This is a genomic window from Ensifer sp. LC163 (assembly GCF_001695855.1).
In the GTDB taxonomy this organism is placed as follows: Bacteria; Pseudomonadota; Alphaproteobacteria; order Rhizobiales; family Rhizobiaceae; genus Ensifer.
On record NZ_MBSS01000004.1, the window covers coordinates 90,350 to 112,872 of the forward strand.

The 22,523-nt window shown below is 63.1% G+C and carries 23 protein-coding genes; 11 read left to right on the plus strand and 12 right to left on the minus strand.

What is annotated here, in order from left to right; all coding sequences use genetic code 11:
• Positions 1–2: 2 nt before the first annotated feature.
• Positions 3–914: a DMT family transporter gene (locus BC360_RS04655; protein ID WP_065794454.1), complete on the plus strand. Its 912-nt coding sequence runs from the start codon at positions 3–5 to the stop codon at positions 912–914.
• 71 nt (positions 915–985) lie between these two features.
• On the opposite strand, the gene BC360_RS04660 is transcribed toward BC360_RS04655, so the two are convergent.
• A complete protein-coding gene (locus tag BC360_RS04660; RefSeq protein WP_053249270.1) occupies positions 986–1,414 on the minus strand; it encodes a Fur family transcriptional regulator in 429 nt (142 codons plus the stop codon).
• A 121-nt stretch (positions 1,415–1,535) separates the two neighbouring features.
• On the opposite strand from BC360_RS04660, the gene BC360_RS04665 reads away from it, so the two are divergent.
• The 7 genes from BC360_RS04665 to BC360_RS04690 all read left to right on the plus strand — a co-directional run bounded on the left by BC360_RS04665 (position 1,536) and on the right by BC360_RS04690 (position 6,760).
• Positions 1,536–2,441: a metal ABC transporter substrate-binding protein gene (locus BC360_RS04665; RefSeq protein ID WP_065794455.1), complete on the plus strand. Its 906-nt coding sequence runs from the start codon at positions 1,536–1,538 to the stop codon at positions 2,439–2,441.
• On the plus strand, positions 2,438–3,373 hold the full coding sequence (locus tag BC360_RS04670) for a manganese/iron ABC transporter ATP-binding protein (protein WP_065794456.1): 936 nt from the start codon (positions 2,438–2,440) through the stop codon (positions 3,371–3,373). The genes BC360_RS04665 and BC360_RS04670 overlap by 4 nt, the downstream gene beginning before the upstream one ends.
• Positions 3,370–4,230, plus strand: a complete 861-nt coding sequence (locus BC360_RS04675) for a metal ABC transporter permease (protein WP_065794457.1) — start codon at positions 3,370–3,372, stop codon at positions 4,228–4,230. Before BC360_RS04670 ends, BC360_RS04675 begins: the two co-directional genes overlap by 4 nt.
• A complete protein-coding gene (locus BC360_RS04680; protein WP_065794458.1) occupies positions 4,227–5,078 on the plus strand; it encodes a metal ABC transporter permease in 852 nt (283 codons plus the stop codon). The genes BC360_RS04675 and BC360_RS04680 overlap by 4 nt, the downstream gene beginning before the upstream one ends.
• A 373-nt stretch (positions 5,079–5,451) precedes the next feature.
• Positions 5,452–5,667: a LysR family transcriptional regulator gene (locus BC360_RS32495; RefSeq protein ID WP_065780757.1), complete on the plus strand. Its 216-nt coding sequence runs from the start codon at positions 5,452–5,454 to the stop codon at positions 5,665–5,667.
• Positions 5,667–5,819: a hypothetical protein gene (locus tag BC360_RS32500; RefSeq protein ID WP_202618632.1), complete on the plus strand. Its 153-nt coding sequence runs from the start codon at positions 5,667–5,669 to the stop codon at positions 5,817–5,819. The genes BC360_RS32495 and BC360_RS32500 overlap by 1 nt, the downstream gene beginning before the upstream one ends.
• Positions 5,816–6,760 (plus strand): DUF6030 family protein, encoded by a 945-nt coding sequence (locus tag BC360_RS04690; protein WP_065794459.1) that lies wholly within the window; start codon positions 5,816–5,818, stop codon positions 6,758–6,760. Before BC360_RS32500 ends, BC360_RS04690 begins: the two co-directional genes overlap by 4 nt.
• A gap of 108 nt (positions 6,761–6,868) precedes the next feature.
• Here the strand turns inward: BC360_RS04690 and BC360_RS04695 are convergent, their stop codons facing one another.
• Positions 6,869–7,300 (minus strand): Lrp/AsnC family transcriptional regulator, encoded by a 432-nt coding sequence (locus BC360_RS04695; protein WP_065780755.1) that lies wholly within the window; start codon positions 7,298–7,300, stop codon positions 6,869–6,871.
• Between the two features lie 126 nt (positions 7,301–7,426).
• On the opposite strand from BC360_RS04695, the gene BC360_RS04700 reads away from it, so the two are divergent.
• A complete protein-coding gene (locus BC360_RS04700; protein ID WP_065780754.1) occupies positions 7,427–8,530 on the plus strand; it encodes a saccharopine dehydrogenase family protein in 1,104 nt (367 codons plus the stop codon).
• 149 nt (positions 8,531–8,679) lie between these two features.
• On the opposite strand, the gene BC360_RS04705 is transcribed toward BC360_RS04700, so the two are convergent.
• The 8 genes from BC360_RS04705 to BC360_RS04740 form a co-directional block, all read right to left on the minus strand.
• Entirely contained in the window at positions 8,680–10,107 is a 1,428-nt protein-coding gene (locus tag BC360_RS04705; protein WP_065794460.1) for a mannose-1-phosphate guanylyltransferase/mannose-6-phosphate isomerase, read from the minus strand.
• 288 nt (positions 10,108–10,395) lie between these two features.
• Positions 10,396–10,800, minus strand: coding sequence for a F0F1 ATP synthase subunit epsilon (locus BC360_RS04710; protein ID WP_065780824.1), 405 nt, complete (start codon positions 10,798–10,800; stop codon positions 10,396–10,398).
• A 125-nt stretch (positions 10,801–10,925) separates the two neighbouring features.
• A complete protein-coding gene (gene atpD / locus BC360_RS04715) occupies positions 10,926–12,440 on the minus strand; it encodes a F0F1 ATP synthase subunit beta (RefSeq protein WP_065780748.1) in 1,515 nt (504 codons plus the stop codon).
• A 24-nt stretch (positions 12,441–12,464) separates the two neighbouring features.
• The gene (locus BC360_RS04720; protein WP_065794461.1) at positions 12,465–13,346 is read right to left on the minus strand and encodes a F0F1 ATP synthase subunit gamma; all 882 of its coding nucleotides are present in this window, start codon (positions 13,344–13,346) and stop codon (positions 12,465–12,467) included.
• A gap of 27 nt (positions 13,347–13,373) precedes the next feature.
• Positions 13,374–14,903, minus strand: a complete 1,530-nt coding sequence (atpA, locus tag BC360_RS04725; RefSeq protein ID WP_065794462.1) for a F0F1 ATP synthase subunit alpha — start codon at positions 14,901–14,903, stop codon at positions 13,374–13,376.
• Positions 14,903–15,469 (minus strand): F0F1 ATP synthase subunit delta, encoded by a 567-nt coding sequence (locus tag BC360_RS04730; protein ID WP_065780744.1) that lies wholly within the window; start codon positions 15,467–15,469, stop codon positions 14,903–14,905. Before BC360_RS04730 ends, atpA begins: the two co-directional genes overlap by 1 nt.
• Before the next feature lie 257 nt (positions 15,470–15,726).
• On the minus strand, positions 15,727–16,113 hold the full coding sequence (locus tag BC360_RS04735) for a DUF4345 domain-containing protein (RefSeq protein WP_065794463.1): 387 nt from the start codon (positions 16,111–16,113) through the stop codon (positions 15,727–15,729).
• A gap of 147 nt (positions 16,114–16,260) precedes the next feature.
• Positions 16,261–18,465, minus strand: a complete 2,205-nt coding sequence (locus BC360_RS04740; protein WP_065794464.1) for a primosomal protein N' — start codon at positions 18,463–18,465, stop codon at positions 16,261–16,263.
• 178 nt (positions 18,466–18,643) lie between these two features.
• Here BC360_RS04740 and fsa point away from each other — a divergent pair, with 178 nt between their 5' ends.
• On the plus strand, positions 18,644–19,297 hold the full coding sequence (gene fsa / locus BC360_RS04745) for a fructose-6-phosphate aldolase (protein WP_025425070.1): 654 nt from the start codon (positions 18,644–18,646) through the stop codon (positions 19,295–19,297).
• A gap of 49 nt (positions 19,298–19,346) precedes the next feature.
• Here fsa and BC360_RS04750 read toward each other — a convergent pair whose 3' ends face one another.
• Both BC360_RS04750 and BC360_RS04755 read right to left on the minus strand, forming a co-directional pair.
• Positions 19,347–20,483 (minus strand): AAA family ATPase, encoded by a 1,137-nt coding sequence (locus tag BC360_RS04750; RefSeq protein ID WP_065794465.1) that lies wholly within the window; start codon positions 20,481–20,483, stop codon positions 19,347–19,349.
• Positions 20,484–20,522: 39 nt separating this feature from the next.
• On the minus strand, positions 20,523–21,446 hold the full coding sequence (locus tag BC360_RS04755) for a GNAT family N-acetyltransferase (RefSeq protein ID WP_065780732.1): 924 nt from the start codon (positions 21,444–21,446) through the stop codon (positions 20,523–20,525).
• A gap of 134 nt (positions 21,447–21,580) precedes the next feature.
• Here BC360_RS04755 and BC360_RS04760 point away from each other — a divergent pair, with 134 nt between their 5' ends.
• Positions 21,581–22,516: a tyrosine recombinase XerC gene (locus BC360_RS04760; protein ID WP_065794466.1), complete on the plus strand. Its 936-nt coding sequence runs from the start codon at positions 21,581–21,583 to the stop codon at positions 22,514–22,516.
• Positions 22,517–22,523 lie beyond the last annotated feature (7 nt).

The following is a 22,523-nucleotide window of genomic DNA, read 5'->3' on the forward strand; positions in this document are numbered from 1 at the left end:
CCATGGCCAGGCCCAACCTCACCCTCGAGCTTCTGCTGCTCGCCCTGCTCGCAACCCTCTGGGGCGCGTCCTACACCTTCATCAAGATCGGCGTCGAAACCATTCCGCCGGTAACGCTGATCGCCGCCCGCACGCTGATTGCCGGCACCATTCTGCTCGCCGTCCTTCGCTGGCGCGGCGTCAAGCTGCCGCGCGACGCGGCCACATGGAGACGCTTCCTGTTCCAGGCCTGCCTCAACAGCGTTTTCCCCTTCACCCTGATCGCCTGGGCAGAGCAGACGATCGATGCCGGTATCGCCGCGATCCTCAATGCGGCGACCCCCATCTTCGCCTTTCTGCTGACGGCGCTGATCACCCGCCACGAGGCGGCATCGGCAAGGAAGCTGATTGGCGTGGTGGCAGGCATGGCCGGCATCAGCCTGATCATCGGCGTGGAGGCCTTCGGCGGTCTCGGCGACCAGCTGCTGGCGCAGCTTGCCGTGGTCTTCGCGACCGTCTGCTATGCCGGCGCCGCCATCTTCGGCAAGAGCTTCAGGGGTCTGGACCCGATGGTTCCAGCCGCGGGCTCGCTTCTTGCCGGCGCAGTGCTCCTCATCCCCGCAAGCCTCGTGATCGACCAGCCATGGACGCTTGCCCCTTCCGCTCATTCCATGATCGCGCTAGTCTGCCTAGCCGTGTTCTCGACGGCGCTGGCCTTCGCCATCTACTTCCGTCTGATCCAGACACTCGGTTCCGTCGGCGCCACGGCGCAGGCCTACCTGCGCGTCCCGGTCGGGGTGACCATCGGCGTGCTCTTCCTCGGCGAAAGATTGTCGGACACGATCTGGATCGGCCTTGCCTGCGTCGTCATCGGCGTTGCCGCCATGACCATCCCGGCGCGCCGGGCCGGGCCTGCCCTCGTCGATCGCGGCTAACCTCAAGGCCGGAACCGAAGAGGCGCAGCGATGGACCGCTGCGCCTTCAGCATAAGCAGGGGCAGTGGCGATCAGTCCTTGCGCTTGCGGCAATAGAGCTCCAGCCGGTGGCGAACCAGGTCGTAACCGAGCTCGGCGGCGATCTCCGCCTGCAGCTGCTCGATCTTGTCGGAGCGAAACTCGATCACCGCGCCGGTGTCGATGTCGATCAGGTGATCGTGATGCGGAGCGTCGGCTGTCTCGAAACGGGCGGTGGCGCTTTCGAAGGCGTGGCGATGGATGACGCCCTGCTGCTCCAGCGCCGACAGCGTTCTGTAGACGGTCGACAGCGAAACGGTTGCATCGATCTCCTTGGCGCGCCGGTGCAATTCGCTCGCATCCGGGTGGTCTTCGGCGGTCGCGAGAATCTTGAGGATTGCCGCACGCTGCCGCGTCACACGTACACCACCGTCCCTCAGGACGCCCTCCAGCTCTTCAACGCGATTCTTGTTCTGTTTCATGGTGCTACACTAGCCAAGGGCGATAAGTTTGAAAATAGCCAGTTGCGAATGCTTCTCATGTGCATTGACTTATGCAAATCATTCCCCTAGTCCTGTGAACGACACTATCGGGGAGAATGGAATGATCGATCAGACGAGACGCGCGATCCTGGTTGCGGCAACGACATTGGCAGCCTTCGCGCTCGTTCCGGGTGCCGCCTACGCACAGGAAAAGTTCAAGGCCGTTACGACGTTCACGGTGATCGCCGACATGGCCAAGAACGTCGCAGGTGACGCGGCAGTCGTCGAATCCATCACCAAGCCCGGTGCCGAGATCCACAACTACCAGCCGACGCCCCGCGATATCCTGAAGGCGCATGATGCCAAGCTGATCCTCTGGAACGGCCTCAACCTCGAGCTCTGGTTCGAAAAATTCTTCCAGAATTTCGACGACGTGCCAGGCGTCGTCGTTTCGCAAGGCGTCGAGCCCATGGGGATCGCGGAAGGCCCCTATAGCGGCAAGCCGAACCCGCATGCCTGGATGTCGCCCTCGGCGGCGCTGATCTATGTCGACAACATCCGCGACGCATTCGTCAAATACGATCCTGGTAATGCAGAGACCTACAAGGCCAACGCAGAAGCCTACAAGCAGAAGATCGAGGCGGCGATCGCCCCGATCCGCGCCGAGATCGGCAAGATCCCCGAGGACAAGCGCTGGCTGGTTTCGAGCGAAGGCGCCTTCAGCTACCTCACCCGCGACTTCGGCCTGAAGGAACTCTATCTCTGGCCGATCAACGCGGACCAGCAGGGCACGCCGCAGCAGGTGCGCAAGGTCATCGACGCCGTACGTGCCAACAACATCCCCGTCGTCTTTTCAGAAAGCACGATTTCGCCCGACCCGGCGCAGCAGGTGGCGCGGGAAACCGGCGCAAAATACGGCGGCGTGCTCTATGTTGATTCCTTGAGCGAAGCGGACGGTCCGGTACCGACCTATATCGACCTCTTGCGCGTGACGTCCGAAACCATCGCGAAAGGCCTTTCGCAATGAACCTTCAGGTGAAGCCCCGCTCCGCCCCGCAGCCCGCCTCCGGGGATGCAGGCAGCGGCATCCGCGTCTCCGGCGCGACCGTGACCTATCGCAACGGCCACCGCGCGCTTCGCAATGCCTCCTTCGAGATCCCGACCGGCACGATCACAGCACTTGTCGGCGTCAACGGCAGCGGCAAGTCGACCCTCTTCAAGGCGGTCATGGGCTTTGCCCGGCTGGCCCGCGGGGAGATCTCCATCCTCGGCCTTTCCGTCCAGGAGGCGCTGAAAAAGAACCTCGTCGCCTATGTGCCGCAGGCCGAGGAGGTCGACTGGAACTTTCCGGTTCTGGTCGAAGACGTGGTGATGATGGGCCGCTACGGCCATATGAACATGCTGCGCATCCCGAAGAAGGCCGACCATGAGGCGGTGGAGGCAGCGCTTGCCCGTGTCGGCATGAGCGACTTCCGCAAACGCCAGATCGGCGAACTCTCCGGCGGTCAGAAGAAACGCGTCTTTCTCGCCCGCGCCCTTGCCCAGGATGGCCGCGTGATCCTGCTTGACGAGCCCTTCACCGGCGTCGACGTCAAGACCGAGGACGCCATCATCCGGCTGTTGATCGGCTTGCGCGACGAGGGTCGCGTCATGCTGGTCTCGACCCACAATCTCGGCAGCGTGCCGGAATTCTGTGACCGCACGGTGCTGTTGAAGAACACTGTGCTGGCCTACGGCCCGACGGAAACGACCTTCACTCGAGAAAACCTCGAACTCGCCTTCGGCGGCGTGCTGCGCCACTTCGTGCTCGGCGGTGATAGCCTGCACGACGACGCGGACCCGCGGCAACTGTCCGTCATCAGCGACGACGAACGGCCGCTGGTGATGTACGGCGACAAGAACCACATGGTGCCGCAGCCGGCCAAGCTCGAGACCGATCCGGAGGCGAACGGCCAATGATCGCCACGCTCTTCGAGCCCTTCACCTACAGTTACATGCTGAACGCCATGTGGGTAAGCGCACTGGTCGGTGCCGTCTGCGCCTTCCTGTCGTCCTATCTGATGCTGAAAGGCTGGTCGCTGATCGGCGACGCGCTCTCGCACGCGATCGTTCCGGGCGTTGCCGGCGCCTATATGCTCGGCCTGCCCTTCTCGCTCGGCGCCTTCTTCTCCGGCGGACTTGCCGCCGGTGTGATGCTGTTTCTCAACCAGCGCACCCGGCTGAAGGAAGATACCATCATCGGACTGATCTTCACTTCGTTCTTCGGCCTCGGCCTGTTCATGGTGTCGCTGTCGCCGACCTCGGTGAACATCCAGACGATCGTGCTCGGCAACATTCTCGCGATCACGCCTGCCGACACGCTGCAGCTCGCGCTGATCGGCATGATCTCGCTGGTCATCCTGACGGCCAAGTGGAAGGACCTGATGGTCACCTTCTTCGACGAGAGCCACGCCCGCTCGATCGGTATCCCGACGACCTTCCTGAAGGCGCTGTTCTTCACGCTTCTGTCCGCCTGCACGGTCGCAGCCCTGCAGACGGTCGGCGCCTTCCTCGTCATCGCCATGGTGGTGACACCGGGCGCCACGGCCTATCTGCTTACCGACCGCTTTCCGCGGCTGATCGTCATCAGCGTCGCGATCGGCGCGCTCACCAGCTTCTTCGGCGCCTATTTCAGCTACTTCCTCGATGGCGCCACCGGCGGCATCATCATCGTGCTGCAGACGCTGATCTTCCTCTTTGCCTTCGTCTTTGCGCCGAAGCACGGATTGCTGGCTGCCCGCAGGCGCAGCGCCGAAGCCCTGGAGGTCACGCAATGATCTCGCTCGACCTGCTGCTTGCCGTCCTCGAGTTCGAGTTCATGCGCAACGCGCTGTTGATCTCGGTTCTGGTCGCGATCCCGACAGCCTTGCTCTCCTGCTTCCTCGTGCTCAAGGGCTGGTCGCTGATGGGCGACGCCATCTCGCACGCAGTCTTCCCCGGCGTCGTCATTTCCTACATCGTCGGTCTGCCGCTCGCCGTTGGCGCCTTTGCCGCCGGCATGTCCTGCGCGCTTCTGACCGGCTACCTCAAGGAAAACAGCCGCATCAAGCAGGACACGGTGATGGGCGTGGTGTTCTCCGGCATGTTCGGCTTCGGCCTGGTGCTCTACACCAAGATCCAGAGCGATGTGCACCTCGACCATATCCTCTTCGGGGACATGCTCGGCATCGGCTGGCCCGACATCGTCGAAACCGGCCTGATCGCGCTGGTGGCGACCGGCATCCTGGCGGTGAAATGGCGGGATTTCCTGCTGCATGCCTTCGACCCGGCACAGGCCAAAGCTGTCGGCCTGCGCGTCAACTGGCTGCACTACGGGCTGCTGGCGATCCTGTCGTTGACGATCGTCGGCGCGCTGAAGGCCGTTGGCCTGATCCTTGCCATCGCCATGCTGATCGCCCCCGGCGCCATCGCGTTTCTCATCACCCGCACCATGGGCAGCATGCTCATCGTGGCGGTGCTGGTCGCAACCGTCGCCTCGTTCTCAGGCGTCTATCTCTCGTTCTTCATCGACAGCGCCCCGGCGCCGACCATCGTGCTTTTGATGACCGTGATCTTCCTCGCAGCGTTCCTCTGGTCGTCCTGGCGGACGGCCCGCATCGAGGCGCAGCGAACGACGGTCGAGTAATACCAACCTGCGCTGATATTGACCTCTTGCGCCGGGCCCTCCGGGTGGGCGTGTGTCGGCCACCGGCAGCGTCGCAATCCTCGACCGATGCCAAGGCATCGCTCTCAGGTCCGCTCCTCGCCGGATGACCGCATACGGTCCCACGCAAGAGGTCAATATCAGCGCAGGTTGGTATTAGGACGAGCAGGCCCGGTACTTTGGCCGCCGCGCCGATGGTCGTATGGATATTGTCTGCCAGGCGGATTTCGGGAATGAAGGAAATGGAGAAGGACAAGTCGTCTTCCTGTCACCGCGGGATGATCGCTTTACCCTGCATCACAATCTGATATTTTCAGATCCACGGAATTTTCGGCTTTTTTGATAACCTGAGATCATGGAACACCGGCTGCTCGACCGCATACCGCTGGAGGCTTTTCGCGTTTTCGACGCGGCCAGCCGGCATATGAATTTTTCCCGTGCCGGTCGCGAGCTCAACATCACCCGGGCCGCCGGCAGCCACCGCGGCAAGAACCTGGAATTGACGCAGCAGGGCGAGCGGCTGTTTCAGCGCGTACGGGCGACCATCCCCACTGGCACCTGTCGCCGCTGATGGCAGAGGAACTGTCGCCGGTCGCATCGCCCGACTATCTCGCTTCGCGCGGCCTCGAGGCGGAAGCGCTGACCTATCTCGGCCTGCCCCGCAAAAAGCCATCGAGGGACGCGGTGCGGCGCCTGCATGCTGCACTCGAAAAATCGACATGAGCGGCGGACGGGTCAAGGCGACGACACCGCCGAAACAACCGAGCCGCACGGGCATCGTCTTCTTTCTCGTCGCCTTTGCGTTGATTGTGATGGCTATCCTGGCAACCGTTCTGCTTGCCAACGGGCAGAGGAACCTGAAGCAGTTGCTGAGGGCGCTCGATCTTCCGACTACGTTCCTCAAAGCCGGAAAGCCGCCGGAGCAGGCACCGGAGGTTCGCGTCAAGCGACAGCCGCCCCACGTCGCCCTGCCGGTCTGGACCTTCCAGGATCTGCAGACGCCGGAACAGCAGTTCCTGCGGGTGATCCGCAGCGATCCCCGCGCGCTCTGCGATGAGCTGCGCGCGGCCGGCTTCCGCGAACTCGAATGGAAGTCGAGCGCCGGCGAACGTGGCCAATGGGAATGCTCCTCGCTGGTGTCCTTTCCGCGCCCAGGGGTCGACAAGACCTCGTCGATCTTCATTTTCATCAAAGGCAGCGGCGAGGAGGAGATCACCTCGTTTCGCGTCAAGCTCAACATCGAGCGCCCGGAAGATGCGCAGGCGGTCACCACCAGCGCCGCGCGGGCCGCGTCGGTTTTCCTCGATCACGTCCGCTGGGCCGATGGCGGCAGCATTGCGCTCCAGATCCAGGCGCTGAAGGAATTCGACGTAAAGCGCTTCGGCAGCCGCGTGCAGTTCAAGCGCGAAACGGACGAGACGACGGCCCGCTACAATTTCCTCGCCAACCAGCCTGCACGCGCGCGCCCGAAGAGCATCGCAGAACTCTACTTCGACAGGGATAAATGGCTCGCCTACGGCCAGGTCGACACGCGCAACTTCGTCCTCGGACCGACGGCTTGGAATGGGCCGGCGAAGATCCCCGAAGACCGCGATCCTGAAGCGGGCCCGGCATCGTCCGAGGGTGCCGGCCCGGCGAAAGCAGACACTGACGCAAAACCGTGACCCTACAGCGCCGCGCGTCAAATATGACGCGCGGCGCTGTAGCACTATGAAACTGCTGCATAATTTGTTCCTTAAATCGGATCCGATTTAAGGAATTATGCAGTAGGTTCAGCGATCGATCCGGGTCGAGAGGATGATCGATGACAGCGTGCGGTCGACGCCATCGATCTCGCCGATGCGATCGATCAGCAGATCGAGTTCGCTGATCGAGGCGGCCGCGACGACGGCAATCAGATCGAAGCTGCCGCTGACCGAATGCAGGCTGCGGATCTCGCGGATGGCGGCAAGCTCCGGGGTCACGCGGCTGAGCGCCCTTGGCGCGATGGTGATGAGCACATGCGCCTTGACCAGACCCTTCTCGTAGCTCTCCGACAGCCGGACGCCATAGCCGGCGATCACCCCCTCGCGTTCCAGCCGCTCGATGCGCGCCTGCACCGTCGTTCGCGACAGGCCGAGCCTGCGGGCGATCGTTGCGGTCGGCATGCGGGCGTTTTCGCTCAGCACTGCGAGAAGCTCACGATCCTTGTCGGTAATCTGCATTTCGTCGGTCCATATGGGCAATCTGCCGAATATCTATAGGCGATTTAGTCATATTAGCGCTTCAAATCAACAGCGTCCCGCCGGACAATGGGGCCTGAAACACATTTCATACCCTGGGGGAAAGTCATGAAGGACATCGTCGTCATCGGAGCAGGCAAGATCGGCTCCACCATTGCTCGCATGCTCGCGCACACCGGCGATTACAGCGTCTGTGTTGCCGACCGCAGCGCCGAGCAGCTGGGCCAAATCGAGAAGCACGCCGCCATCACGACGGCGACCGTCGATATCGGCGACAAGAAGGCGCTCGTCGCCCTTCTCTCCGGCAAGTTCGCCGTTCTCAGCGCCGCACCATTCCACCTGACGGTTGCCATTGCAGAAGCCGCCGCCGAAGCCGGCATCCACTACCTTGACCTGACCGAAGACGTCGAATCCACCCGCCAGGTCAAGGCGATCGCTGCCAAGGCCAACACCGCCTTCATCCCGCAATGCGGTCTTGCACCGGGCTTCATCTCGATTGTCGCCAATGATCTCGCCAGCCGCTTCGAAACGCTCGAAAGCGTGCGCATGCGCGTTGGTGCACTGCCGCAGTACCCGTCGAACGCTCTCAACTACAACCTGACCTGGAGCACCGACGGCGTCATCAACGAGTACATCGAGCCCTGCGAAGCGATCGTCGAAGGCAGCCTGATCGAAGTGCCGGCGATGGAAGAGCGCGAGGAATTCTCGCTCGACGGCGTGACCTACGAAGCCTTCAACACCTCCGGCGGTCTCGGTACGCTCTGCGAATCGCTGAAGGGCAAGGTCCGTACCCTCAACTACAAGACGATCCGCTACCCCGGCCATGCCGCCATCATGAAGGCGCTCTTGAACGACCTCGGCCTGCGTCACCGTCGCGAAGTCCTCAAGGACATCTTCGAAAACGCGCTGCCGACCACCACCCAGGACGTCGTCGTGATCTTCGTGACGGTTTCGGGCTTCCGCGAAGGTCGCCTGATCCAGGAAACCTACGCCAACAAGGTCTATAGCGGCGTTGTCGCCGGCCGCATGCAGAGCGGTATCCAGATCACCACCGCCGGCAGCATCTGCGCCGTGCTCGATCTGCTGGCCAATGGCAAGATCGCATCCAAGGGCTTCGTTCGCCAGGAAGACATCGCTCTCGATACCTTCCTCGCAAACCGCTTCGGTCACTACTACGCCCAGAAGGGCGAGGCAGAGCGCGTCGCCGGCTGAGACCACTCGGTTCGATTGCGCTGACTTTAATGCCCGGGTTCCGCCCGGGCATTTTTTATGCGGTGGGCGTCATGGTGACGATCGGGCCCTCGGTGGCGCGTCGGCCATGATGTAGCCACGCCATAACGCTCCGACCGCCGCGGTGGGCTTTACGTCCGGCCGAATTCATCCTCGATGCGGATGATGTCGTCCTCGCCGAGGTAGGAGCCGGTTTGAACTTCGATCAGCTCCAGCGGGATCTTGCCGGGATTGTGCAGCCGGTGAACGGTTCCTTGCGGGATGTAGACCGACTCGTTTTCGTGCAGCAGCCGCGTTTCGCCGGCCATGGTGATCTCGGCCGTGCCACGCACGACGATCCAGTGCTCGGCGCGGTGGTGATGCTTCTGCAGCGAGATCTTCTTGCCGGGGCTAACCTTCAGCCGCTTGACTTCGTAACGCTCGCCGCTGGAGACCGAGGACACCGCTCCCCAGGGCCTGTAGGACGTCGGGTGCTCCTGCGTAAGCCCGGAGGTTACCTGCGAGCGTGCGAGCACCTTGACGATGTTTCCGACGCTCTGGCTGTCTTCCAGCCGCCCGACATAAACGGCATCCTCGCTGGCAATCACGGCGATATCCTCAAGCCCCTGGACGGCGAGGTGAATATCACGGGAGAGCACCAGCGAATTGCGTGTGTTCGACACCGTCGCCCGGTCGGTCACGACATTGCCGTCACCGTCCTTGCGGCCGGTCTTCCAAACCGCATCCCAACTGCCCAAGTCCGACCAGGCGAATGAGGATGGAACGACGGCTGCCCGGGCCGTCTTCTCGAAGACCGCATAGTCGACCGAAATATCCGGGGCCTTGGAGAAGGCTTTTGCCTCCAGCCGGCTGAAATCAAGATCTTTGCTGGCGCCCTCGACGGCCGCCTCGGTCGCGGCATAGACCTCAGGCGCATGGAGCTGCATCTCATCGAGGAACACTTTAACGGGCAGCATGAACATGCCGGAGTTCCAGAGATAACGCTCCGTGGCCAGCATTGCTTCCGCCTTGGCCCGATCCGGCTTCTCGACGAAACGGGCAACCTTGTTGGCGCCCGCCGGCAACGGCTCGCCAAGCTCGATATAGCCATAGCCGGTCGCCGGCTCCGTCGGCGTGATGCCGAAGGTCACCAGCTCGCCCGCTTCGGCGGCCTGCTGCGCACGCAGCATGCAATCGATGTAGACCGCTCCGGCATCGATCTCGTGATCGGAGGCGAGCACCTGCATGATCGCCGCTTCGCCGTATCGGGCGAGCACGACGAAGGCCGCGGCGGCCAATGCAGGCGCCGTGTTGCGGGCGACCGGCTCAAGCAGGATGTCGCTTAGCGGAGCATCGACGGCCCGCGCCTGTTCGGCAACGATGAAGCGGAAATCGCTGTTGGTGACGATGATCGCCGGCTCGTAGAGGCGCTCATCCCGCACCCGTTCGAGCGTCTGCTGGAACAGCGACCGGTCCGACAGGATCTGCAGGAACTGTTTCGGCGCACCCGAGCGCGACAGCGGCCACAGGCGTGTACCTTTTCCACCCGCCATGATCACGGGAACGATCTTAGACGTCATAGCAAGCCTCTGCGCGCATCGAACGATAGTCCCTCAATACAGGACGGATGCTAAAGAATGCCTGAAACAGTCGGCGCGCTCAAACGGCCTTCGAAGGTTCGAGCGCAACGCGTCAGATCTGACGCACGAACGACGCTGCAGCGTTTGAAGCCTGGGCATCGTTTTCCCCGTGGGGAGGTGCCGGTGAACCTGGCGATGCCGCCCCTATCGCAGGCGCCCGCAGCCGACAAAAAAACCCCGCTCGAAGGCGGGGCTTTTTCATTGGTTCTTCCCGTCGGGATGTCCCTTTCAGGCCGGGATCACGATTTCCCCGAGCTTCGTCAGTTCGGCGATGAACTGTTCGACGCGCGTCTTCTTCTCGTCGCCGGCGCCTTCCAGTTCGGCACGAACCGCCTCGATGCGCTTTTCAAGCGCAGTGCGGTCGAGTTCGTCGACATGCACGGCGGATTCGGCAAGCAAGGTGCAGCCGGTCGGCAGGATGTCGGCAAAGCCGCCGAAGACGGCGAACCGCTCGGCCTTGCCGTCAGCCGTCTTCACGGTGACGACGCCGGGCTTGACCGTCGTCATTGTCGGGGCATGATTGGCCATCACGGTCATCTCGCCCTCGGTCGCCGGGATGACGACTTCCGTCACCTTCTCGGAGAGGAGCAGGCGCTCGGGGGAAACAAGCTCAAAATTGAAACTGTCGGCCATGACCATTCACTTCTCGTGGGCGCGCCACCTGAGGTGGCAGGCTGTGCATGTCTTCCCTGCTCCGCCAGGGGCGGAACGCAGGATGAAAGCCTCGGCGCATCTCTGCGCCGAGGCTTACGATGCTATCAAGCGGCTTCTGCAGCCAGCTTCTTGGCCTTTTCGACCGCTTCTTCGATCGAGCCGACCATGTAGAAGGCGGCTTCCGGAAGATGGTCGTAGTCGCCGTTGACCAGGCCCTTGAAGCCCTTGATCGTGTCTTCGAGAGCGACGAGCTTGCCCGGCGAACCGGTGAAGACTTCGGCGACGAAGAACGGCTGCGACAGGAAGCGTTCGATCTTGCGAGCGCGCGCGACGGCCAGCTTGTCCTCTTCCGACAGTTCGTCCATGCCCAGGATGGCGATGATGTCCTGGAGAGCCTTGTAACGCTGCAGGGTCGTCTGGACCTTGCGCGAGATCTCGTAGTGCTCTTCGCCAACAATCATCGGGTCGAGCATGCGCGACGTGGAGTCGAGCGGGTCAACGGCCGGGTAGATGCCCTTTTCAGCGATCGAGCGCGACAGAACCGTCGTTGCGTCCAGGTGGGCGAACGAGGTGGCCGGCGCCGGGTCGGTCAAGTCGTCGGCCGGAACGTAGATGGCCTGAACCGAGGTGATCGAACCCTTGGTCGTCGTGGTGATGCGTTCCTGCATCTGACCCATGTCGGTCGCCAGCGTCGGCTGGTAACCCACGGCCGAAGGAATACGGCCGAGCAGAGCCGACACTTCCGAACCTGCCTGGGTGAAGCGGAAGATGTTGTCGACGAAGAACAGAACGTCCTGGCCCTTGTCGCGGAAGTCTTCAGCGATCGTCAGACCAGTCAGAGCGACGCGAGCGCGGGCGCCCGGCGGTTCGTTCATCTGGCCGTAAACGAGGGCCGCCTTGGAGCCTTCGCCGCCGCCGTGCTTGTTAACGCCGGACTCGATCATTTCGTGGTAGAGGTCGTTGCCTTCGCGGGTACGTTCACCCACGCCAGCAAACACCGAGTAACCGCCGTGCGCCTTGGCGACGTTGTTGATCAGTTCCATGATGAGAACGGTCTTGCCGACGCCTGCGCCGCCGAAGAGGCCGATCTTGCCGCCCTTTGCGTAAGGCGCGAGAAGGTCGACGACCTTGATGCCGGTGACGAGGATCTGCGCTTCCGTCGACTGCTCGACGTAGGACGGCGCGTCCTGGTGGATGGCGCGCTTGCCCGACGTGACGAGCGGACCGGCTTCGTCGACCGGCTCGCCGATGACGTTCATGATGCGGCCGAGCGTTTCGTCGCCAACCGGAACCGTGATCGGTGCACCGGTATCGGTGACCGGCTGGCCGCGGACGAGACCTTCGGTCGAGTCCATCGCGATCGTGCGGACGGCGTTTTCGCCGAGGTGCTGCGCGACTTCGAGAACGAGGCGGTTACCGTTGTTGTCGGTTTCCAGTGCGTTCAGGATCTGCGGAAGCTGGCCTTCGTCGAACGCAACGTCGACGACGGCGCCGATGACCTGCGTTACGCGACCGACAGCGCCGGCTGCCGCAACGGCGGTCTTGGCGGAAGCTGCCTTCCTCGGTGCAGCCGGCTTCTTCGCCGCTGCGGTTTCTTTCGGGGTAGCTGCCTTAGCCATTATCCTTACCCTCTTCTCGTAACCTTAGAGCGCTTCCGCGCCCGAGATGATTTCAATGAGTTCCTTGGTGATCTGAGCCTGGCGCTGACGGTTGTAGTTCAACGTCAGCTTGTTGATCATCTCACCAGCATTGCGCGTCGCATTGTCCATCGCGCTCATCTTTGCGCCCATTTCGCCGGCGACATTCTCGAGCAGGGCCCGGAAGATCTGCACCGAAATGTTGCGCGGAATGAGGTCGCTCAGGATCGCACCCGCGTCCGGCTCATATTCGTAGACGGCCGAAGCATCCGATGCTTCCACTGCGACCGGGCCGGCCGAAGCGGGGATCAGCTGCTGTGCCGTCGGAATCTGGGCGATAACGGACTTGAACTCAGAATAGAACAGCGTGCAGGCATCGAACTCGCCCTTTTCGAAGAGCGCGATGACCTTGTGGCCAATCTGGTCGGCGTTTTCAAAGCCGATCTTCTTGACCTCACGCAGGTCGACACGATCGATGATCAGCGACGCGTATTCGCGACGCAGAATATCGAAGCCCTTCTTGCCGACGCAGATGATCTTCACCGTCTTGCCGGCGGCAAGCAGCTTGCGAACGTGGTCGCGAGCGTGGCGGGCGATCTGCGAGTTGAAGCCGCCGCAAAGACCGCGTTCGGCCGTGCAGACGACCAGAAGATGCGTGTCGTCCTTGCCGGTGCCCGTCATCAGCTGCGGCGCACCGTCGTCCGCGCCAACCGCCTGGGCGATGTTGGCGAGAACGGCAGCCATGCGCTGCGAGTAAGGCCGGGCGGCCTCGGCCGCCTCCTGCGCACGCCGAAGCTTCGCCGCGGCGACCATTTTCATCGCCTTGGTGATCTTCTGCGTCGCCTTGACGGAGGCGATCCGGTTCTTCAGATCCTTAAGTGAAGGCATCCGTTATCCGTCCTAAATGAAATCCGCTCAGGCGAAAGACTTGGCGAAGCTGTCGATTGCAGCCTTCAGCTTGCCCTTGACGTCGTCGGAGATCGCCTTGTCCTTGCGGATGGTTTCCAGGATGTCCTTGCCTTCCGAACGCATGTACGAAAGCAGGCCCTGCTCGAACTTGCCGACCTGGTTGACCGGCAGCTTGTCGAGGTAACCGTTGACGCCTGCGAAGATGACAGCGACCTGCTCTTCCGTCTTCAGCGGCGAGAACTGCGGCTGCTTCAGGAGTTCGGTCAGGCGTGCACCGCGGTTCAACAGACGCTGCGTAGCGGCATCGAGGTCCGAACCGAACTGCGCAAAGGCCGCCATTTCGCGGTACTGAGCGAGTTCGCCCTTGATCGAGCCGGCAACCTGCTTCATCGCCTTGATCTGCGCGGCGGAACCGACGCGCGAAACCGACAGACCGACGTTAACGGCCGGGCGGATGCCCTGGTAGAACAGGTCGGTTTCAAGGAAGATCTGGCCGTCGGTGATCGAGATCACGTTGGTCGGAATGAACGCGGAAACGTCGTTGCCCTGCGTTTCGATGACCGGCAGAGCCGTCAGCGAACCGCCACCGTTCTCGTCCGAGAGCTTTGCAGCGCGCTCGAGCAGGCGGGAGTGCAGGTAGAAAACGTCGCCCGGGTAAGCTTCGCGGCCCGGCGGGCGGCGCAGCAGGAGCGACATCTGACGGTAGGAAACGGCCTGCTTGGACAGGTCGTCGTAGCCGATCAGGGCATGCTTGCCGTTGTCGCGGAAGTATTCGCCCATCGCGCAACCCGCGAACGGAGCGAGGTACTGCATCGGAGCCGGGTCGGATGCGGTCGCCGCAACGATGATCGAGTACTGAAGAGCGCCACGCTCTTCCAGAACCTTCACGAACTGGGCAACCGTCGAACGCTTCTGGCCGATTGCGACGTAGACGCAATACAGCTTGTCGCCTTCCGGACCATTGTCGTGAATGGCCTTCTGGTTGAGGATCGTGTCGAGGATGATCGCGGTCTTGCCGGTCTGGCGGTCGCCGATGACGAGCTCGCGCTGGCCACGGCCAACCGGGATGAGGGCGTCGATGGCCTTGAGGCCGGTCGACATCGGCTCATGCACCGACTTGCGCGGAATGATGCCGGGAGCCTTGACGTCAACGCGCGAGCGCTGCTTGGCGTTGATCGGGCCCTTGCCGTCGATCGGGTTGCCGAGCGCGTCGACGACGCGGCCGAGCAGTTCCGGACCAACCGGAACGTCCACGATGGCGCCGGTCCGCTTAACGGTGTCGCCTTCCTTGATGTCACGGTCCGAACCGAAAATAACGACACCGACGTTGTCGGCTTCGAGGTTCAGCGCCATGCCGCGAATTCCACCCGGGAATTCGACCATCTCGCCTGCCTGAACATTGTCGAGGCCGTAGACGCGGGCGATACCGTCACCGACGGAAAGCACCTGGCCGACTTCGGAGACTTCTGCTTCCTGGCCGAAATTTTTGATCTGATCTTTAAGAATTGCGGAAATTTCCGCGGCGCGGATATCCATCAGCCGACCTCTTTCAGTGCAAGCTTAAGGGTAGAGAGTTTGGTGCGAAGGGAAGTGTCAATCTGGCGAGACCCGACCTTGACGATCAGACCTCCAAGAATAGACGGGTCGACGGTGACGTTGACCGCCACGTCTTTGCCGGTGACGCCCTTGAGCGTCGCCTTCAATTCAGTTTCCTGCGCTGCGGTGAGCGCATGGGCCGACGTTACGTCGGCGGAGATTTCACCCCGGTGGCGCGCGGCGATCAGGCGAAACGCCTTGATCATGCCCGGCAGCGCAAAGAGGCGGCGATTGCGCGCAACAACCTTGAGGAAGTTACCGACGATACCAGAGATACCGGCCTTGGCGACGATCGCCGAAATGGCCTTGAACTGGTCGTCGGCAGAAAAGACGGGGCTTACGATCAGCCGCTTCAGGTCGTCGCTGCCGTCGATCAGGGCCTGGACGCGGGTAAGATCCGCACCGACCGCCTCGACGGAACCCGCTTCAAGAGCGAGGTCAAAAAGCGAGGACGCATACCTTTCTGCAACACCGGAAATAAGCTGGGATGTGTCTGCCACGGGCACAAGCTTCTCTCAATTTCATCCAAGAACGGTGGTGGCGGCGAGCCGTCAATTTAACGTCTTGAATTTGCTGCAATAATTTGCAGGATATCGAGGCCTGGCGACCCACTTCCCCCGCAATTCGCGGTTCGTCTAGCATAGGATGTTTGGACTCGCAACACGCGAACGGCAGGAATGCGGCATAAGTCGACCCGGATTGGCCGAATTTTGCCGTAAATTGGTTTCTGAGGATGTGAATCGCGAAAACGCGCGGGCGGCGATCAGATCATTCCGAAGACATAGGCGAGCGGAAGAATGGCAAGTGCTGCCTGCACCAGCAGCGCAACCCAGTTGTAGAGCGTGGCGCCGTTGTCGCTCGTCATCGACAGGATGCGACCGAAGGCGGCGAGCGCAAAAGCGGCCCCGACGGCAAGATAGACCATCGGCTGTGCCAGGAGGATGGCGGCGAGGCCAAGGCCGGCATGCATGCCGCCCATGGTCGAGCGCGCCTCGGCCAGACCGCCACGGCGACCTTCGGCAACGCCGATGCCGGCGGCGCGAAAGGTAAGCCGCGGCGCAAACAGCATGACGACACCGATCAGCGCCGCTACCGCCGCCGCACAGAAGGCGAGGAACTCGCCGGTTTCCGTCGGAATGTAGAACTCCATGCCCGTTCCCGCAGATGAGCGCCGATCTCGATCACATCGCCTTTAGGCCATGCCTGGGTGCGACGCGTTGCTGACCTCTAGCGCATGTCGCAGCGGTTGTGAATCGCCCAAGGCCCGATCACGGCCGCGATCACAAGAAACTTGCGATCACAGGAAGCTCTGGGGATCGATGTCGAGCTGGACACTGATCGAGCCGCGCTCCTTTGGTCCGGCGGCGATCATCGCCTTGACGAAGGCCTGCATGTCGCTGTTGCGGCGCCCGTGCACCAAAAGCCGAAACCGATGACGGCCGCGGATCAGCGCCAGCGGCGCCTCGGCCGGACCGAGGATCGAAATGCCGTCGGTGCGGGGTGCTGCACTTCGAAGTCCACGGGCATGGGTCTCGGCATCCTGGCGCGTATCGGCCGATACGATCAGCGACGCCAGCCTGCCGAACGGCGGCAGCAGCGCCTTTTCCCGCTCGGCGATCTCGCGCTCGTAGAAGGCATCGGCGTCGCCCGAGACGATCGCCTGCATCACCGGGTGCTGCGGCTGGTAGGTCTGCAGCAGGCCAAGGCTCTTCAGACCGGTTCGTCCAGCGCGGCCGGTCACCTGCGACAGCAGCTGGAAGGTGCGCTCCGCCGCCCGCGGATCGCCGTTGGCAAGTCCGAGATCGGCATCGATGATGCCGACCAGCGTCATCATCGGAAAATTGTGGCCCTTGGCGACAAGCTGCGTGCCGATGACGATATCCGCTTCGCCCCGCGCAATGGCCTCCAGTTCCAGCCGCAACCGCTTGACGCCCATCAGGTCGGAGGAGAGCACGATGGTGCGCGCCTCTGGAAAATGGCGCTCGACCTCCTCGGCGATGCGCTCGACGCCAGGACCGCAGGCAACGAGGTGATCGAAGGTGCCGCATTCCGGGCAGGCCTCGGGCGTCTTTTCCGCATAGCCGCAGTGGTGGCACTGGATCTGCCCGCGGAACCGATGCTCGACGAGCCAGCTCGCGCAGTCCGGGCACTGGAAGCGATGGCCGCAGACGCGGCAAAGCGTCAGCGGCGCATAACCGCGCCGATTGAGAAACAACAGCGCCTGCTCGCCGCGCTCGACCGCCTTGCCGATCTGGTTGACGAGAACCGGCGACAGGAACCCGCCGCGGGCCGGCGGATGCTGGCGCATGTCGACGACGCCGAGCCGCGGCAGCGCCGCATCGCCGAAGCGGGTCGGCAGATGGATCGGCTTATAGCGGCCGACCTCGCCATTGACCCGGCTTTCGACCGACGGTGTCGCGGAAACCAGCACCACGGGAAAGCCGGTGATGCGCCCGCGCACGACGGCCATGTCCCGGGCATTGTAGAACACCCGGTCCTCCTGCTTGTAGGCCGGGTCATGTTCTTCATCGACGACGATGAGTCCCAATTCTTCGAACGGCAGGAACAGCGCCGAGCGGGCACCGGCAACGACGCGCACCGTGCCCGTCGTCACCTGCCGCCAGACTTTTTCGCGCGTTCGCGGCGCGAGGTCCGAATGCCACTCGGCCGGCTTCGAGCCGAAGCGATCCTGGAAGCGTTCGAGGAAGCTCGCCGTAAGCGCGATTTCCGGTAGTAGGATCAGCACCTGCTTGCCGGCACGGAGCGTCGCGGCGATCGCCTCGAAGTAAACCTCGGTCTTACCCGAGCCGGTGATGCCGTCGATCAGCGACACCGAAAACCCACCCTGTTCGACGGCGGCCAGAAGATCAGCGGCCGCATCCTTCTGCGGGCCTTCGAGCCGGGGTGCGGCGAATTCGGGGTCGGGGGCGGCCACCACGGGCGGCGGCGCCATGAAGACGGTCTCGAACACGCCCTGCTGGGCGAGACCGTCGATGACGCTCGACGACGCGCCGGCCGCGTGCGCAAGGCCTGAACGCGTCCAGGCAAAGCCGTCGCCGGCAGCGGCGATGACGCGCTCGCGCGCCGTCGTCATGCGCTCCGGGCGCATGTCGGTCAGCCGCAGGGCCTCCACCATCGGCTCCGGGTCGAAGGCGGCAGGCGCGCGCAGCGCCATGCGGGCCACCAGCCCCGGCGGCGTCACCGTATAGGTCGCCACCCAGTCGAGAAATGCGCGCATGTCAGGCGTCAACGGCGGGCAGTCGAAGACCTTCTCGATGGCTTTGAGCTTCTTCGGATCGACGCGGCCATCATCGTCGCCGTCCCAGACGACGCCCACGACCAGACGCGGGCCGAGCGGCACCTGGACGATCGAGCCGGGCTCGACCGCCATGCCGTCCGGCACCGCGTAGGAATAGGCCTTCGGCGCCGGCATCGGCACCAGAACTGGCACCACGCGACGGTCGGAAACAGGCCCGAATAAATCGGTTGAATCGCGAGTCATTTTGCCGTGACCTTGCCACGTGTTTCGGTTAAAGAAAACTGCGCTGCGAACCGCAGCCTTGCCGGCGCAGGGTTTCTCACGGTTCCACCAGAGTTTCAACGCGCGCGATCTCTGCCAAAGGAATTCCTCCCGGTAGATATGCGCCCGAACGGCAATCGTGCCCCAAGGGAGTGACCCCATGAAATTTTTCGTTGATACCGCCGACGTCAAGGAAATCCGCGAGCTGAACGATCTCGGCCTCCTCGACGGCGTCACCACCAACCCTTCGCTGATCCTCAAGTCGGGCCGTGACATCACCGAAGTTACCAAGGAAATCTGCGGCATCGTCGAAGGCCCGGTTTCGGCCGAAGTGACCGCGACCGAATACGCCGAGATGATGAAGGAAGCGGCCGTTCTTTCGAAGATCGCCGACAACATCTGCATCAAGCTGCCGCTGACGCTTGACGGCCTCAAGGCCTGCAAGGCGCTGACCTCGGACGGTCACCAGACCAACGTGACGCTGTGCTTCTCGGCCAACCAGGCGCTGCTTGCCGCCAAGGCTGGCGCGACCTTCGTTTCGCCCTTCGTCGGCCGCCTCGACGACATCGCCTTCGACGGCATGGACCTGATCCGCGAAATCCGCCACATCTTCGACAATTACGGCTACGAGACCGAAATTCTCGCCGCCTCGATCCGCACCGTGAACCACGTCAAGGAAGCCGCCCTCATCGGCGCCGACGTCGTCACCGCGCCGCCGGCAACGCTGAAGGCACTGGTCAAGCACCCGCTGACCGACAAGGGTCTCGAAACCTTCCTCGCCGATTGGGCAAAGACCGGCCAGAAGATCGCCTGATCTTTTCGGAATAGACATTCGAGGGCTCCGCAGCGATGCGGAGCCTTTTTTATTCGTCATCGTCGTCCATCAGGCCGGTCAGGCGCATGCCGTCGATCCAGGTGGCGCTGTCCTTGCGGATCACCCGGCGCGCGCGCACGCCGCAGCGCTCGCGGATGGCATCCGCCAACCGCTCCGAATGGGTGACGATCCAGATCTGGCTGTCGCGCGCCGCACTGGCGATCATGTCGGCAAGCGCCGGCAGCATATCCGGATGCAGGCTGGTTTCCGGCTCGTTGAGCGCGATGAACGGCGGGCGGCGGTAGGAAAGCAGCGCGGCGGCCAGCGCCAGGAAGCGTATCTGCCCGTCGGACAACTCGCGCGTCGAAAACGGTCGTTGCGGAAAATCGGGAAAGACGAGCGAGAATTCGGCGAACTGGCCGGGATCCGGCACCTCCAGATAGGCGCCGCCGAAGGCATCGGCGATGGCGCGGTCGAGATCGACGGTGTCTTGCCGCGTGTGCCGCAGCGTCGCGAAGACAGCCGCCATGTTGGTGCCGTCCTCGTCGAGCATCGGCGCCGTCACCGCAAGGCACGGCAGACGCAACGGCGAATCGCGATCGGTGCGGAAGCCGTGAAAGAACCGCCATTGATCGACGGCCCTGCGAAAGGTGCCGATCTCGGGATAGTGTCCGGCATCACCCAAGAGCGCGATCGCCGTCTCCGATTGCAGCGCCTGCTCGGGGTAGTCCTCCATCCGTCCGCGGTCGCCGCGCACGAAAATGCCGGGACCGGCGCGTTTCATCATCGTCACCGGACGCCGTCCGGTCTCGACGCTCAGTTCCTCTTCCTTGACCTGCGGCTCATAGGCGAAGCCCGCTGCCGCTTTTGGCGGACGCAGCCCGGCCTCTATCCGGTAGTGGAATGTGATGGCGCGCTCCTCGTCCATCAGCTCGGTCTCGAGCCGGATGCGCACAGGCTTGTCGGCACGTCGCCGGCCGCTCCAGAGCGCCGAGGACATGCCGCCTTCCCTGGCGATCTCATAGGCAAGGCTGCCGCGCACGGCAGCCTGCACCAATTGCAGCGCGCGATAGAGGTTGGATTTGCCCACCCCGTTCTCGCCGATGAACAGGTTGACACCGGTCAGATCCATGCGGATCGACTTCAGGGAACGGTAGTTTTCGGCAAACATCGAGCGAAGCAGCATCGCTCTGCTTTAGCTCATTCCCGTCATCACATGAAGCGATCAGCAGGCCACGGAAGCGCGCGCCACGGGACGGAACATCGCATCGGCGTCGCGCGCCAGGTCGAACACCGTGTGGCGTTCCAATGCCTTCGTCACGTCGGCGGCGTCACCCTCCAGAGCCTCCGGCGCAATGAGATTGCCGATGCGGAAATCGAAGAGGTCGCCCTTTTTGTTGAGCAGCTCGTGGAACACCGTCATGTCGCGCAGCTCGGTCGACCACTTGGCAAACCAGTAGAACAGGCCTGAGTTGCGCGCGCTCATATGCACCGGCAGGATCGGCAGGCCGTACTTGCGCGCAAAACCGACAGCCGATGTTTTCCATGGCCGCTCGTTGAGACGACCATCCGCCCAGTAGGCGATGCGGCCGGAAGGAAAAAGAACCGTCGCCTTGCCCTCGCCGATCGCCCGGTTGGTGACCTGCAGCGTTTCGCGGGCCTTGAGCTTGCTCTTGTGCTCCTCGCGCCACTCGACCGGAATGACCATCTCGACGAAGCGCGGGTTGACGCGGATCGCGTCGCGGTTGGCGAAGAACATCATGTCTGGCCGCCGAGTCTTCAGGAGATCGAAGACGGCGATGCCGTCGGCAATCCCGGTCGGGTGATTGCTCACCAGCAGGAATCCGCCCTTATCAGGAATACGCTCGACCCTATCGACGCGCACGTCGAGCGACAGAAGCGAACTCAGGTGCTCGAAAGCCTGGAAGCCCGGCACGTTGGCCACCGCATCGGCGAATTCCAGCGCCTTGCGATAGTTCAGAAGTGTGTAGAGAAAGGGCCGGATAACGGGCCACATCGGGCTCCTGACGATCCGCTGGCCGCGCTCGGCAATGAGTGTATCGACGATGTGGCCGGGCTGCCCTTGCGAGACCAGGGCGATCACTTCAGCAAAATGCGCGAATCCGTTCACCGAATCCCGTCCCGCCATGGCCTCATCCGATTCTTTACGGCTGAACATCGCAATTCAATATGATCGAAGGATGACAAATTCCAAGGGCACGTTAGCAAATACATAAGAGGCGTCAGGGCATTGTCGATGACCGACCACCTTGGAAAGCGACAATGAACGAGCTGCTCGTCATCGGCCATCCGGACCTGCTTGCAGAGCGCCAGCGCTGGCTGCAGGGGCTCATGCGGGAGCGCCGCCTGTCCGACAACACCGTCGACGCCTATGAGCGCGACACGCGGCAATTCCTGACATTCCTCACCGGCCATCTCGCCGGCCCGCCGCGCCTTTCCGATATCAGCACCTTGCGGCCCGCCGACCTTCGCGGCTTTCTCGCCCAGCGTCGCAAGGGCGGCGCGGGTGCGCGCACGCTCGGCCGGGGCCTTGCCGGCCTGCGCTCGTTCCTGCGCTATCTCGAGCGCAGCGGGCTTGCCAACGCTGCCGGAGCCGCCGCCGTCCGTTCGCCGAAACAGCCGAAATCCTTGCCGAAGCCGCTGACGGACCGTGAGGCGCTCAACGTCGTCACCACGGATGCGCAGCTTGCCGAAGAGCCGTGGGTGGCTGCGCGCAACGCGGCCGTGCTGACGCTGCTCTACGGCTGCGGCCTGCGCATTTCCGAAGCGCTGGACCTGACGCCAGGCGATTTCGCCGGCGCTCCAACCTCGTTGCGGATCACCGGCAAGGGCGGCAAGACCCGCATCGTGCCGCTGATGGCCGTGGCGCGCGACGCGGTCGCCACCTATCTCAAGCTCTGCCCCTACCATCCCGGCGCCGACGAGCCGATGTTCCGCGGCACTCGCGGGGCGAAGCTTCAGCCGGCCATCATCCAGCGCGAGATGCAGAAGCTGCGCGGCGCCCTCGGCCTGCCCGATACCGCCACGCCGCATGCGCTGCGCCACTCCTTCGCCACGCATCTGCTTGCCGGCGGCGGCGATCTCAGAACCATCCAGGAACTGCTCGGCCATGCCAGCCTGTCGACGACCCAGGTCTATACCGGCGTCGACTCCACGCGGCTCTTGGAGATCTACGACCGGGCGCACCCGCGCGCCTGAATTTGGG

Bases quoted from the DNA above. Each gene is read 5' to 3' on its own strand.
- BC360_RS32495 (WP_065780757.1), top strand. From the start codon at position 5,452: ATGGAACACCGGCTGCTCGACCGCATACCGCTGGAGGCTTTTCGCGTT.
- BC360_RS04735 (WP_065794463.1), bottom strand. From the start codon at position 16,113: ATGGAGTTCTACATTCCGACGGAAACCGGCGAGTTCCTCGCCTTCTGT.
- BC360_RS04660 (WP_053249270.1), bottom strand. From the start codon at position 1,414: ATGAAACAGAACAAGAATCGCGTTGAAGAGCTGGAGGGCGTCCTGAGG.
- BC360_RS04755 (WP_065780732.1), bottom strand. From the start codon at position 21,446: ATGGCGGGACGGGATTCGGTGAACGGATTCGCGCATTTTGCTGAAGTG.
- BC360_RS04750 (WP_065794465.1), bottom strand. From the start codon at position 20,483: ATGCTGCTTCGCTCGATGTTTGCCGAAAACTACCGTTCCCTGAAGTCG.
- fsa (WP_025425070.1), top strand. From the start codon at position 18,644: ATGAAATTTTTCGTTGATACCGCCGACGTCAAGGAAATCCGCGAGCTG.
- BC360_RS04720 (WP_065794461.1), bottom strand. From the start codon at position 13,346: ATGCCTTCACTTAAGGATCTGAAGAACCGGATCGCCTCCGTCAAGGCG.
- BC360_RS04695 (WP_065780755.1), bottom strand. From the start codon at position 7,300: ATGCAGATTACCGACAAGGATCGTGAGCTTCTCGCAGTGCTGAGCGAA.
- BC360_RS04690 (WP_065794459.1), top strand. From the start codon at position 5,816: ATGAGCGGCGGACGGGTCAAGGCGACGACACCGCCGAAACAACCGAGC.
- BC360_RS04680 (WP_065794458.1), top strand. From the start codon at position 4,227: ATGATCTCGCTCGACCTGCTGCTTGCCGTCCTCGAGTTCGAGTTCATG.
- BC360_RS04665 (WP_065794455.1), top strand. From the start codon at position 1,536: ATGATCGATCAGACGAGACGCGCGATCCTGGTTGCGGCAACGACATTG.
- BC360_RS04700 (WP_065780754.1), top strand. From the start codon at position 7,427: ATGAAGGACATCGTCGTCATCGGAGCAGGCAAGATCGGCTCCACCATT.
- BC360_RS04740 (WP_065794464.1), bottom strand. From the start codon at position 18,465: ATGACTCGCGATTCAACCGATTTATTCGGGCCTGTTTCCGACCGTCGC.
- atpD (WP_065780748.1), bottom strand. From the start codon at position 12,440: ATGGCTAAGGCAGCTACCCCGAAAGAAACCGCAGCGGCGAAGAAGCCG.
- BC360_RS04675 (WP_065794457.1), top strand. From the start codon at position 3,370: ATGATCGCCACGCTCTTCGAGCCCTTCACCTACAGTTACATGCTGAAC.
- BC360_RS04760 (WP_065794466.1), top strand. From the start codon at position 21,581: ATGAACGAGCTGCTCGTCATCGGCCATCCGGACCTGCTTGCAGAGCGC.
- BC360_RS04710 (WP_065780824.1), bottom strand. From the start codon at position 10,800: ATGGCCGACAGTTTCAATTTTGAGCTTGTTTCCCCCGAGCGCCTGCTC.
- BC360_RS04655 (WP_065794454.1), top strand. From the start codon at position 3: ATGGCCAGGCCCAACCTCACCCTCGAGCTTCTGCTGCTCGCCCTGCTC.
- BC360_RS32500 (WP_202618632.1), top strand. From the start codon at position 5,667: ATGGCAGAGGAACTGTCGCCGGTCGCATCGCCCGACTATCTCGCTTCG.
- atpA (WP_065794462.1), bottom strand. From the start codon at position 14,903: ATGGATATCCGCGCCGCGGAAATTTCCGCAATTCTTAAAGATCAGATC.
- BC360_RS04705 (WP_065794460.1), bottom strand. From the start codon at position 10,107: ATGACGTCTAAGATCGTTCCCGTGATCATGGCGGGTGGAAAAGGTACA.
- BC360_RS04670 (WP_065794456.1), top strand. From the start codon at position 2,438: ATGAACCTTCAGGTGAAGCCCCGCTCCGCCCCGCAGCCCGCCTCCGGG.